The organism is Photobacterium kasasachensis (assembly GCF_050336885.1).
In the GTDB taxonomy this organism is placed as follows: domain Bacteria; phylum Pseudomonadota; class Gammaproteobacteria; order Enterobacterales; family Vibrionaceae; genus Photobacterium; species Photobacterium kasasachensis.
This window is the reverse complement of the sequence record NZ_JAKJSH010000008.1, coordinates 254,718-267,346: the sequence shown is the minus strand read 5'-3', so window position 1 is coordinate 267,346 and position 12,629 is coordinate 254,718. Positions and strand designations below refer to the sequence as shown.

Below are 12,629 nucleotides of genomic sequence, written 5' to 3'. Positions count from 1 at the left end.
AGAACATGACTCTGCTCGTATTCAGAAATCTTGCTGGCTTAGCTATCTCCACCACCTCATCTATCACTCAAAGGAAACGGGGTCAAAAAAGATATAAGCCTAATTTTATTAAAATCTTTTTCCCTATCTCTTTTGTAGTAGCCAGCTTAATTGCCAGCTCGAATCTTATGGCCCAAACGCCTTCTCATGAAGACGCCGTTACATCTAGAGAAAACCAACCGGTTAAGATTACAGTAAAAACATCACTAGACAGTAAACACCAGCTAGAACTTAACTACCCTGTTCCGGTAAGAGTTAACCAAATATTAAGTGATAGTATTACCAATATCAACCAGCTAGCTCTTGCTCAAGAGCAGATTAAACCTACATTTTCGAACACTATTTTCTGGACAGGTGCTGCACTGTATGAGCGCTTTCCTCACCCTCAGAAACAACGTGTTGTAAACCGACTAAAGCAATTAGCAAGCCTCTGGAAAAAAGAAGGGGAAGGTGAACAAAGTCAAGCCGCTTTCAATCTCGCAGCGTACATAGAAAATCTAATACTTGGTCAGCGAATCTTTACGCCTCTAGATTATGACCACGTCCGCATTGACTCTGCCCGAAACCCTTTGGCTAACCATGATTTGACACTCTTGCTACCTCCTCGCCCAAGTTCAGTACTTATCACAGGGGCGATAGCCCAGTCCAAAGGCGTTTCATGGCAAGAGAGAGGGAACGCCAATAGCTATCTCAAACACGTTGTTACACTCAGTAACTCGGATAACAGCGAAGCCTGGGTTATTCAACCCGATGGACAAGTTGAACAACACCCTATCGCTTACTGGAATCAAAAACATTTTGATATAGCTCCGGGTGCGACAATTTATCTTGGCTTTTCTTCTCTACCCGATGAGGTCAACACCATCAACGAGGACATTGTGAATCTGCTAAGGAACCGGGCCCCGTAAAATGAAAAAGACACTAAAAACCTCATTATCAGCGCTTACTGTCGCGATGCTACCGGTCTTGCACAGCCATGCCGATGAATTTAGCTACCCAGAATTCCAACCATCCCAGTCCGACTTTGGTGGCGTAGGCTTGATCCAAATGCCAACAGGACGAGCAGGTCCTGAAGGTGAATTCAATGTCGGTGGTACATTTTATGATGAATACCATCACTATAACGTTTCACTTCAGCTACTTCCTTGGCTGGAATCCACGATCCGATACACTATAGTACAAGATATTCTATATAGTGACGACCCAAGCTTTAGTGATGATACAAAATATACTGATAAAGGAATTGATTTCAAATTCCGCTTATTAAAGGAGAGTTATTGGATACCAGAAACATCGATAGGTATTCGTGACTTTGGTGGTACCGGGTTATTTGATGGTGAGTTCATTGCGGCCAGTAAACATATCGGCCCATTCGATTTCACTGTCGGTGTAGGCTGGGGCTACATCGGAAATAACGCAAATTTAACCGGTGACAAAACAGCCAGTAATGATTGCAACCGCAATACCGAAGTCAAAGGCAAAGGCGGTAGTGTCGACTTTGACCGCTGGTTTACAGGCTGTAGTGCTGTGTTTGGCGGCGTGGAATATCAAAGCCCATGGCAGCCACTAAGATTAAAAGTTGAATATGACGGCAACGATTATGCCAGTGACTTCCCGGTTACCCGTGGTGGCATAGACATGACTCAGGACAGCAAATTCAACTATGGTGCGCTATATCGCCTAGGTGACTGGGGGGACTTGCGTGTTAGCTATGAGCGCGGCAATACCTGGACATTCGGCTTTAACCTCAATACCAACTTCAATGACCTAAAAGCGATTTGGCAAGACGAACCGCTACCTGCATACCAAAAGCAAACACCACACTCGAATGGCGATGAGCGTGAACTGAGTAATGAAGAATGGCTTGAACTTGCGCAGGAGCTTCATCAAATTGCAGGGTATGAAAACCCATCGATTTACAGTGATTCAGAAACAGTAACCGTTGTAGCGCCGCAAACTAAATATCGCGACAGAGCAGAAGCTCACCTACGAGCGGGAACGCTTATTGCCAATCACGTTCCTGAGGCAAAAGAATACCGATTAGTTGAAACATCAAATCGCCAGGCTATCACCGAAACACGAATTGATAGAGAACAGTTCGTAAAAGTGGCAAATCATGAATACTTTGATGCAAAGGTCGAAGATGCTATAAAAGTTGACGTACCGGAGTCACCTAAAGGCTCATTGATTGCCTCATCAGACAAAGATTGGGATGTCAGTGTTGCCCCTACCCTACAACAGTCTTTTGGTGGCTCAGAGAACTTCTATATGTTCAATATCGGCATCAATGCCGGTGCTAACTATTGGTTTGGCGATCATGTTGAACTCGGCGGCTCTGTCTACTTCAATATCTACGACAACTACGACAAATTCTTGTACGAAGTCCCGCCTGATGGTACAGAGCTTAAACGAGTTCGTACCCTGGTTCGCCAATATATCAACGACAACCCTGTTCGAATGAATAATCTTCAGCTGACCTGGATGGATCGCCTCGGTGATAACTGGTACAGCCAGGCCTACGGTGGCTACCTGGAAATGATGTTCGGTGGTGTCGGCAGTGAAATACTTTATCGCCCTCAAGGCAGTAACTGGGCGGTAGGTGTGGATGCTAACTATGTAATTCAGCGTGATCCAGATTCACAGTTTGGCTTTTTCACTGAAGAAGTTCAGTTTGACCCTATAACCAACCGAGACTATCGGGTTCAAACGGGCGCAATCACAGGCCACGCTACAGTGTATTACCAGCCGCAATGGGAATGGCTGCCAAACACATTGCTCAAAATCAGTGCTGGTCAGTACCTGACAGAGGATAAGGGTGTGACCGTCGACTTCTCTAAACAGTTTGATAGTGGTGTTATTGCCGGCGCCTTTATCGCACAAACAAACTTGTCTGCTGAAGAGTTCGGTGAAGGGAGCTACAACAAAGGATTTTATGTCTCTATTCCCTTTGACATCATGACAGTCAAACCAAGTACCAATCGAGCTACGATTTCCTGGTTACCACTAACACGTGATGGCGGGCAGATGCTTAATCGTAAATACCAGCTGTTCAGCGTAACCGATGCACACTCCCCATGGTATGGGCGTAAGGCGATGAACTAAGTATCGGCATACACAACCTAATACTCTAAAAAGCAAAAGCGAGAGGTTTTAGCCTCTCGCTTTTTTCATGCTTGAGTAGCACTTTGGCTTATACTGCCCAAAGAGCAATTAAGCTTCCAAAAAATGTGAACCTCTACGTAAAGTGCATTTTAAATGCACGATATGGGTAGTAAATATAGTAGTATCAACTAATGATACTTCCATCAATAGAGTGGAAGAAAAAATAACAATATTCTAACGTACACTGTAGAAAGAGGTTAGAGCATGTATAAAGCATATGCTCATTTCACTGTAAAACACCCATATATTCATGGGTTTAACTTAATCACATTGTTAGTTGTTTTCATGGTAAGTGGATATCAACTTTTGGAAAATGAAAACCTAGCATATGCAGCAGGATTTCTTATCGTTTCGATTCCTACTTTAATATTTGCAAAGGCATCTGATTATAAACGCAAGTATATTAGTGCTAATAGCTAGAATAACCAATAAAAAGACAGGCAGCTTTTTCAAGATGCCTGTCTTTATTATAATTGATTATCATCAAGCCTACTGCTATGACCTAACTCTATCGCCAGAACCTTTTCCTGTTGCAGTCTGGAGGATCAGCCTAAAATAGAGAGAAAGTGAAAAAGTCTCTATCATTTCAGCATCTAAGCGAGCTAGTTGCTTGGGTACGGACATATCTACACCATTGACTTGCGCCAGCCCCGTTATCCCCGGCAGTACATCTAATACACCACGCTTATTGCGTTCTTCAATCAGTTCTTCTTGATTATATAAACAGGGACGAGGACCAACAAAACTCATTTCACCGCGAAGTACATTAATCAATTGCGGTAACTCATCAAGCTTTGACTTACGTAAGAAAGCACCAAATTTTGTTACCGAACTTGCGTCAACCATATGGGTTGCAACGGAGGCTGTCGAGATTGGCATAGTACGTAGCTTGATCAAAACGAAAGGTTTACCGTTCTTCCCTACTCGCTTCTGACGGAAAACTGGTGAGCCTGTGTCAAAAAAACCACACACACAAACAAACAACAAAATAGGCCAAAGAAGTAAAAGGCCTAAAAAAGATAGCGTTAAGTCTATTAAACGAATAATTGGTTGGTTCATAATTTTTTGGAGCTGTATGCTCAATACCTCTTAATAACGGCCAACAGTTAGCTAATAGCAAAATCATTAGAAACGATGAAAAGATGATACCACAGAGGACCTACCCGATCAGCCATTACAGCGAGAGTGACAACCTTTGGAGGAATAACATACCAACTTCAAACTGTAGATATACGATGTTGGTTTTCGGTACTGAACCCTAGCTTATCAAACAAATTGAGACTAGAATACGAGGCCTGCTTCAATAGGTATAGTATCATGTTTCAGCCAGTTGTATCTTTCTTCAGTGCTCGACGTACAATCAAGCGCATTGTTACCCTAAGCTATGATATTTTTGCTATAGCATTTGCTCTATATGCGTCAATCGCTTTACGATTAGGTGTGTTAAGCTTCCCTATGGAGCTTGAAGAGGTGGGTAGCTTTGTTATCACCATTGCTGTAACTCTAGTTGTTTTCACCAAGCTAGGCTTATACCGAGCAGTCATGAGATATATGATTGTTCCAGCTATAGGACACATTTTTTTAGCTGTTGTCGCATCATCACTGGCGTTGTCAATTTCGAGCTTTTACCTACACTCTTTCATACCACGTAGTGTACCTGCCATCTATGCAGGCATTGCAATGATCCTCCTCGGAGGGCCTCGCATCCTGATTCGAACATATTTCGATCGGTACTACCGCAAAGGTAAAGATAACGTATTGATCTATGGAGCTGGGGTAGCCGGTAGAGAACTCGCATATGCGCTAAGACAAGGTTCAGAATACCATCCCGTTGCCATTATTGATGATGACCCTAACAAGATTGGAAATATAATCTACGGTTTACGGGTCTATGACAGCAAAGATTTCTTAAGGCTGAATGGCTTATATCAACCTATAAAGCTTTTACTGGCAATTAACAACATTAGCCAAGGCGAACGTCTGCGCCTTGTTGATAAACTATCAAACTGGCCAGTAGCGATCCAATCTGTTCCTTCAGTTGAGGATATAGCATCAGGTCGAGCAGATAAAACAGAAGTAAGAGATCTAGACATTGCAGATTTACTAGGAAGAGATTCAGTCGAACCTAAAAACGAATTAATGCAACAATGTATCTCTGGAAAAAGTGTCATGGTAACTGGGGCTGGCGGTTCGATCGGCTCTGAACTTTGTAGGCAAATCATCAAACTCAGCCCCAAAACACTCGTTTTGTTTGAGCTTAATGAATATAACTTGTATCAAATTGAAAAAGAGCTAAAACAAATTGCTCTCTACACGAATGTTGAAACAACTATCATTGCAGCTCTTGGCTCCGTTCAACACAGCAATCGACTAGAAAAAATGATGCGGATATATCAGATAAACACGGTATACCACGCAGCAGCATATAAACATGTTCCAATAGTCGAATACAATATGATTGAAGGTGTTAGAAATAATATCTTTGGCACCTTGTTTGCTGCCAAAGCGGCAATAAACGCAAAAGTCGATAACTTTGTCTTAATCTCAACAGATAAAGCCGTTAGGTCGACTAACATAATGGGTGCAAGTAAACGCATGGCAGAATTAGTACTGCAGGCCCTTTCTGTTGAGCAAATAACAACTAACTTTACTATGGTCCGATTCGGTAACGTACTAGGCTCATCTGGGTCAGTCGTACCGTTGTTCCGAGAACAAATTAAGAAGGGCGGACCTGTAACCGTTACACACCCAGACATTACGCGCTACTTCATGCTAATCCCTGAAGCGGCTCAGCTAGTTATTCAAGCTGGTTCAATTGGACATAATGGTCAAGTGTTTGTCCTCGATATGGGCGACTCTGTTAAAATCCTGGATCTCGCTAAACGCATGATTCACTTAATGGGTATGTCTGAGAAAATCGATGTCGACTGTGATGGCGATATTGAGATCAAATTTACTGGGTTGAGACCTGGGGAAAAACTCTATGAAGAGCTGTTGATTGGAGAGAATGTGGCAGGCACCAGTCATCCTAAAATTATGACTGCATTAGAGGATTATCTAACTTGGGAAGAGATGGAAATCGTATTAGGTAAACTAGACAAATTTTGCCATGAATTTAACATTGAAGCGGTAAGAGATATTCTAATTTCCACTCCTACGGGCTATACGGGTGGTGGAGAGATAAAAGATCACCTATATCAACGTAGACTTGAAACGTCAGAGTAAAGTGAATCAATTAATAACCCACTCAGTCAACGTCTCTGACTGAGTGGGGTAGTATAAAATCAGCGTAAAGTAAAAGTTTGTTGTAAACTATCGACAGTTGATACTTTAGCTTGCCATGAAAGAAGGCTCTTAGCCTTGGATGCATCAACTTCTAGGTCATCAAAAAGTTGAGTTGACAACGACTGCTTACCAACAACTTTGAGTAACAACCGAAAAACACTCACAGGAAAAGGTAATTGAAGTACTGACTTATCCAAAGAACAAGCAATACAATCGATTAACTGTTTTGTTGAAATCACATCATCATCTGCAATCACAAATCGTTCATTGGCAGCTTTAGGATGCGTAATACACACCTCAATGAAATCGACCAGGTTGTCTATAGAAATAAAACTCTTTCTATTATGAACTGCACCAAAAGGCAGAATGGGCACTTTCGATACTAACCGACTGAGCTTACCAAAATTTCCAGGGGCACCATCACCATAGACAAGAGGAGGGCGAATAATAACCAGTTCAATTCCAGTTTCTTCTGCTATCTTTGTCAGTTCAATTTCAGCTTCTAACTTAGAATGAGCGTAGGCAGCAACGGGGCAACATTCCGTGTCTTCACTAAAGGGCTTAGTTCCTGACACATTACCTATTACGCCAATAGAGCTCATAAAAATGAATCGTTTAACACCGCTTTTCGCGGCCTGTCTCAGTAAGTTAACGCTTGCATCACAGTTCACTGAGCGATATAAATCTAGCGATTGTGACGGATTTTCACCTGTCTGATGCGCCCTACCTGCTAGGTGTACAACAGCATCAACCCCATATAAAGCCGAACTCCAGTCTGTTTTGTCTGACAGCTCTCCTACGACTACAGATCTGAAGTCAGCATCGATGTCAGAATTATTTATTATAGAGCTTTCACTTCTGACTGAAGCAGTAATGTGGTGACGAAATGAGAGGTGTCTTATAAGATTCTTACCAATAAACCCATTTGCACCTGTTATCATTACTTTGTTTTTTTTTATAAGCATATATTAAGTCTCATAAATAATATCAAACAAAAATATAAAACCATACCAACACAAAATGAAGTAACCTAAAGTTTCGTTCAGAATGTTACGGCATATCCCGAACAGTTTGCCAGACGTAATTTACGTTCCCTTGCTTCGTAAGAAATAACGACAAGCAGACATTGTTTCTTCTTACTCATTTTAAGTGTCTTATCAATCAACAAAGTCACCACTATATAAATGAAAAGTAAAACTCTAATGATTCATATCGATATATATGGCATTCACATTCATTCCTACATCACGGAAATCTTATGCCATCCGTAATACATGGGGTCAGAGACCCCATACTTAAATAGTTCTCATCCAGTGCGCACTTCATTCGCTTACGCTGGATACCCCCTTAAACGTTGTTTCACTCTTTAAAAGGTTCAAACATACTGGTATGCCCTTGCAAAAGCTTCTGCTCGATAGTCTGTTCTTATTCATCGCGCATTTTCTTTTAATGCCGTATTCATTGACCAAAACCGAATAACGATGGCCATATTAACTCAGAAGGCAGCAACTCAATTGTATATTATCAGGCTTGACCATTGAAAATTCCAAAGCATATCAACCGGTAATTGGCAAACAAGTGAGGTGTTCATCACTGATCACCTCATTGCTGTCAATAGTCATTTGAAACCGGCATTCTATCATCGTCACTAACAAAATAAGTGGGCACTTGTACTTATTGCTACTAATCTAAAAGTTTATTCTTTCTTTCTCTATCACCATCGGAAACTTAGATGCTTTCGTCACTAAGTGGCCTACATATTCACCGACCAAACCAATAAAGAATAACTGAACAGAACCAAAAAAGAATATACCAATTAGTATAGGCGCAGTACCAAGTGGGAAGTCATCCCAAAACATTAGCTTAGTGACAAAATAACCGACAGCAATCAATAAACTAATAAAGCTCATAATGAAACCGGCAATCGTCGCTAGACGCAATGGAACCTTAGAATGACTACATATGCCAAGCATTGCCATGTCATACAGTGAGAAGAAATTATTTTTGGTGATTCCTCGGTGACGCAATGGCTGTTTATAATGAACCTTAGCTACATTGAAACCAACTTCCATTAATAGGCCACGAAGATACGGATATGGATCTGGAATACCCTTAAGAATATCGATAATTTTCTTATCGTATAACCCAAAGCCATAAAAATTCTTTTCTAGTTTTGTTTCGGATAATTTCGTAATAACTCGGTAGTAAGCCTTACGGATCAAAAACATTAGCGGAGATTCAGCACTATCATTTTTTACACCAATGACTAATTCATTTCCTGCTTCCCACTTCTCAATAAACTCAGGAATTAACTCAGGCGGGTCCTGAAGGTCGGCAACCATGAACAATGTAGCATCACCAGATCCTTGCAATAATCCATGTTGAGGAGAACGAACAGGGCCAAAGTTTCTACTATTTACAATGATTTTCACATTCGAATCGACACTTGCTATTTCCTTGAGGATATCTACAGTCCTGTCGTCTGATGAATTATCAATAAAAATATGCTCGTAACAATAACCATCTAATTTATCGAACTGTTCTTTAACCTTTGTATATAGAAGTTCAACATTTTGTTCTTCATTAAAGCATGGCGTAATAACGCTAATTTTCTTCATAATTTTATTCTTGAAATATTCAGTATCTAGTTTTATTTTTCACGAATCATTACTATCAGTTAATATGATTATAAAAAACACCAATCTTTCTATTTATTTAAACACCCAGTTTTTAAGCATTAACCAATTGAAGCAAATGCTAGGGATAAGACAGATACCTTGTGATAGATATGGGTTAAGACTAATTTCTGTTACTAGATAATCAAGAGAATATGCATTAAAAACAAAAACAACAAAATATACACATATAAACTTGATAAAGGTAATTCTTCCACCTACCCCTTGGAAAACCATTTTACCCATGCTACAAAAATTAAAAATCACGCCAATGATTGTTGTAAGCATTAATGAATAAAAATAATTCACCCCAGAGAAGATTAACAGTGCGTATAGGCTATATCCAAATAAGGTATTCAACACCCCTACGAGCAAAAACCTAATGACACGTGAACTAAATATGGCTTTCATGAATTTAAGCATTAAAACCTTTGAATTTTGCTCTGCATCTAAATTCAAAACACACCTATAATTATCAACATCAATAAAATGGAATGTGGCTGCAAGGCTCTATTCTGCAAAATATTCGATATAATAAACGCAAACGAAATGCACCTTAATCAATTGAATATATTGACTTAATAGAACCCTGCAACCTATCATCACTTTATCGAATATTACTAGTCATTAAGACCTTCAAAATGAAGTGTTTTACTAATTGACGATTCTAAAGAAGTGTATATCTTAAGGTCTAGTTCATTCATTGCCTTATTAATGCATGGCACATAGACATTTTTATTACCGTCAGATTTTCCAAGAATGACTGTATCAACTTTACCTAAGGATACTTTGTGAGCTAACTCACCGATTGATATAGACTCATTAGACCCCACATTATAAATACTCCCATTTTTGCCAGATGATAATATTCTCAGCAACCAAATAATTAAATCACCAGCATATAGGTAGGATCGAACAGCTTTTCCATCGCCCTTAATTACTATATTTCGGTTGTTCACTACATCACTAATAAAGTTTCCGAATGCGTATGCTCCAGTTAGTGGAAGATACGGACCAGAAAAAGCAAAGCACCTAGCTATAACCACATCACAGCATGCGTTCTTCTTAAAATAAGCCTCAGACTCTAACTTTGCACTTGCATATGCATCGTCTTTGTTAAATCGAGGGTTATTCACAAAGCTTTCAGGCATATGGCTCATACTTGCAGGTTGAGGACCATATGCTGCACCAGAACTTGTGAAAAGAATCCGTTTGCAATTTACTTCTTTAGCAAACTCACAAATTCTCTTGGCTCCATCCATGATCGTACTTCTCATTAATCCTGGATTGGATTTGTTTAGAGAAACAGATGCATCTGTTGCTGCATGAATAATATAGTCAAATTCAACATTTTCACACTTGAAGTTGCGAACATCACCATCAATGAAGTTGATGTAGTCATGATTAAAGAACCATGGAGCCACATCTCTGAACTTTTCTGACGATCGGGATAGTACTGTAGCTGATAAATTTAACTGATGATTTTCATTTAAATAGACTATGGATTCAAGTAACCACTTCCCGAAAAAACCAGTTCCTCCAGTAATGAAAATTCTTTTATTTCTATAGAAATCAAAGTCATTACTAAGTATATCAGCGATAAGTTTAAGGTCTTCTTTATCTATTTTCATAGCTCAAGTGACTTATCAAGAGGTTTCACGATCATTGCTTTTAAGAAGTCTTCTCTTGGTACAAGAGGAGTTAAATCCTCTAGCGGCGGGGATACCAGCGTACCATCATCTTTTACAGCGACGCCTAGTTTTGGTAAACACGGCTGTTCTGGATCCATAAACACTTCACAGATACTTGCATTAGGATTATTAAGGAAGTCGACAAAATAAGTTTCATAGTCTTCCCAATTGTGGAGTTGATAAGTATCAAATCCGAACGCCTTACCTAACTTCGTGTAGTCAGGGCAAGTAACACCTGACTTCTTATCTGAACATGTATATCTTCCGTCAAACAAGCTCTTCTGGCTGTTCTTGATCATCAAGTATCCATCGTTATTAAAGATAACGATTTTTACTGGTAATTCATGATGAACAATGGTCTGCAATTCCTGCAGATTCATCATCATACCGCCATCGCAATTTAAACAAAGTACTTGTTGCTTATTCGCACCAAATGACGCACCAATAGCTGCAGGTAAACCAAAGCCCATTTCACCAAGGCCAGTTGATGTCATCAATCGTTGTGGTGGCTTGATATCTAACACCTGGTGAGCAGAGAGTAGAGCTGTGCCCATATCAGTAACAATGATTTCGTTATCTGCAATATCCTTATTCATTCTTTCCATAAAACGATATGAATTCATGAAGCCATTGGTGTCATCATGCTCCTTACCAATTACCGGAAAATCCTGGCGGTAAGTATTACACTGCTCGTACCATTCTTCAAAATTAGTAGCGCGCTCATCATCGGCAGTATTAAGGACTGACTCAATGAAATCTCCTGCATCTGCACAGATAGGCAAAGTGATACGATCAGAGAACTTATCTAATTCCTTCTGATCAATATCTACCGTAATGATTTTTGAATCGCGAGCAAACTCATTAATATCGTAACCAACCTGCGGGTAAGCCATACGTGTACCAATGCAGATAACTAGATCACTGTTTTGAACGACGAAATTAGAGTATCGTTGACCATAAACTCCTGCTCGACCAAATAATAATGGATGAGATGAGTCAACCATATCAATGCCTTGCCAGCTTATTAGAGCTGGAATGCCTAACGTGTCAAGCAGTTTATTGAGGTAATGTTCTGCTCCAGCAAGCCTAATACCATGTCCAAGCCATAATACTGGGCGTTTAGACTCTTTTATTAAGTTCCTAAATTGCTCAAGAACTTCACCATCAATTGAGTTTCTTGTAATACGTTGCGTTTGAGTGCTGTTAGAAGTCGCTGGCAAAGCTATTTTCTTGGCTTGGATGTCCATAGGGATATCAAGCCAAACTGGACCTTTTCGTCCTGATAGAGCAATATCTCTTGCATGCTCAAGTTCATGATAAACTTTTTCAGCCTCAACAAGACGTTTTGCATGCTTGGTCGTTTTCTCTACCATTGCAACGGAGTCGTAACCTTGAACGCCCCAGATTCTTAAATCATTTTCATCTGTTGTATATACAGACTTTTCATTACCCGAGATTACAATACCTGGAATAGAATCCATCCAGCAACTTACAACACCTGTTACTGCATTACTTGAACCTGCACCAGTAGTTACGATTGAAGCAGACAACTTACCGGACGTTCGATAATATGTCCCCATTGCCATCACTGCCGCTTGCTCGTGGTGCACACTTACGATCTGGGTATAACCCAACTTCTCAATGCTGTCAAATATATGGGCCACACCTGCCCCGATAATACCAAAGACAACCTCGATATTATTATCTTTCAGAAACAATGCTATTTGATCACTAACTTTCACATCAGTCATATTATTCTCTTTAATTAAACTGTTTT

Annotated in this window: 10 protein-coding genes and 1 pseudogene; 4 read left to right on the top strand and 7 right to left on the bottom strand. The window is 40.1% G+C overall.

What is annotated here, in order from left to right:
* Positions 1 to 5: 5 nt before the first annotated feature.
* The 3 genes from L4D19_RS13115 (at position 6) to L4D19_RS13105 (ending at position 3,621) form a co-directional block, all read left to right on the top strand.
* Entirely contained in the window at positions 6 to 947 is a 942-nt protein-coding gene (locus L4D19_RS13115) for a capsule biosynthesis GfcC family protein (RefSeq protein ID WP_428452832.1), read from the top strand.
* Between the two features lies 1 nt (position 948).
* Positions 949 to 3,141 (top strand): YjbH domain-containing protein, encoded by a 2,193-nt coding sequence (locus L4D19_RS13110; RefSeq protein ID WP_428452831.1) that lies wholly within the window; start codon positions 949 to 951, stop codon positions 3,139 to 3,141.
* Between the two features lie 264 nt (positions 3,142 to 3,405).
* Entirely contained in the window at positions 3,406 to 3,621 is a 216-nt protein-coding gene (locus L4D19_RS13105; protein ID WP_428452830.1) for a hypothetical protein, read from the top strand.
* Between the two features lie 75 nt (positions 3,622 to 3,696).
* On the opposite strand, the gene L4D19_RS13100 is transcribed toward L4D19_RS13105, so the two are convergent.
* A complete protein-coding gene (locus L4D19_RS13100) occupies positions 3,697 to 4,260 on the bottom strand; it encodes a sugar transferase (RefSeq protein ID WP_428452829.1) in 564 nt (187 codons plus the stop codon).
* 258 nt (positions 4,261 to 4,518) lie between these two features.
* Between L4D19_RS13100 and L4D19_RS13095 the strand changes: the two genes are divergently transcribed.
* Positions 4,519 to 6,426, top strand: a complete 1,908-nt coding sequence (locus tag L4D19_RS13095; protein ID WP_428452828.1) for a polysaccharide biosynthesis protein — start codon at positions 4,519 to 4,521, stop codon at positions 6,424 to 6,426.
* Positions 6,427 to 6,485: 59 nt separating this feature from the next.
* On the opposite strand, the gene L4D19_RS13090 is transcribed toward L4D19_RS13095, so the two are convergent.
* The 6 genes and pseudogenes from L4D19_RS13090 to L4D19_RS13065 form a co-directional block, all read right to left on the bottom strand.
* Entirely contained in the window at positions 6,486 to 7,451 is a 966-nt protein-coding gene (locus tag L4D19_RS13090) for an NAD-dependent epimerase/dehydratase family protein (protein ID WP_428452827.1), read from the bottom strand.
* 280 nt (positions 7,452 to 7,731) lie between these two features.
* A pseudogene (locus L4D19_RS13085) lies at positions 7,732 to 7,954 on the bottom strand (hypothetical protein); the annotation flags it as partial.
* A 220-nt stretch (positions 7,955 to 8,174) separates the two neighbouring features.
* A complete protein-coding gene (locus L4D19_RS13080; RefSeq protein ID WP_428452826.1) occupies positions 8,175 to 9,104 on the bottom strand; it encodes a glycosyltransferase family 2 protein in 930 nt (309 codons plus the stop codon).
* 93 nt (positions 9,105 to 9,197) lie between these two features.
* The gene (locus tag L4D19_RS13075; protein ID WP_428452825.1) at positions 9,198 to 9,620 is read right to left on the bottom strand and encodes a GtrA family protein; all 423 of its coding nucleotides are present in this window, start codon (positions 9,618 to 9,620) and stop codon (positions 9,198 to 9,200) included.
* Between the two features lie 161 nt (positions 9,621 to 9,781).
* Entirely contained in the window at positions 9,782 to 10,792 is a 1,011-nt protein-coding gene (locus tag L4D19_RS13070; RefSeq protein WP_428452824.1) for an NAD-dependent epimerase/dehydratase family protein, read from the bottom strand.
* The gene (locus L4D19_RS13065; protein ID WP_428452823.1) at positions 10,789 to 12,603 is read right to left on the bottom strand and encodes a thiamine pyrophosphate-binding protein; all 1,815 of its coding nucleotides are present in this window, start codon (positions 12,601 to 12,603) and stop codon (positions 10,789 to 10,791) included. The genes L4D19_RS13070 and L4D19_RS13065 overlap by 4 nt, the downstream gene beginning before the upstream one ends.
* Positions 12,604 to 12,629 lie beyond the last annotated feature (26 nt).

What these genes read in the sequence shown, in the direction of transcription:
- L4D19_RS13115 (WP_428452832.1), top strand. Translation starts at nt 6, where the DNA reads ATGACTCTGCTCGTATTCAGAAATCTTGCTGGCTTAGCTATCTCCACC.
- L4D19_RS13110 (WP_428452831.1), top strand. Translation starts at nt 949, where the DNA reads ATGAAAAAGACACTAAAAACCTCATTATCAGCGCTTACTGTCGCGATG.
- L4D19_RS13105 (WP_428452830.1), top strand. Translation starts at nt 3,406, where the DNA reads ATGTATAAAGCATATGCTCATTTCACTGTAAAACACCCATATATTCAT.
- L4D19_RS13100 (WP_428452829.1), bottom strand. Translation starts at nt 4,260, where the DNA reads ATGAACCAACCAATTATTCGTTTAATAGACTTAACGCTATCTTTTTTA.
- L4D19_RS13095 (WP_428452828.1), top strand. Translation starts at nt 4,519, where the DNA reads ATGTTTCAGCCAGTTGTATCTTTCTTCAGTGCTCGACGTACAATCAAG.
- L4D19_RS13090 (WP_428452827.1), bottom strand. Translation starts at nt 7,451, where the DNA reads ATGCTTATAAAAAAAAACAAAGTAATGATAACAGGTGCAAATGGGTTT.
- L4D19_RS13080 (WP_428452826.1), bottom strand. Translation starts at nt 9,104, where the DNA reads ATGAAGAAAATTAGCGTTATTACGCCATGCTTTAATGAAGAACAAAAT.
- L4D19_RS13070 (WP_428452824.1), bottom strand. Translation starts at nt 10,792, where the DNA reads ATGAAAATAGATAAAGAAGACCTTAAACTTATCGCTGATATACTTAGT.
- L4D19_RS13065 (WP_428452823.1), bottom strand. Translation starts at nt 12,603, where the DNA reads ATGACTGATGTGAAAGTTAGTGATCAAATAGCATTGTTTCTGAAAGAT.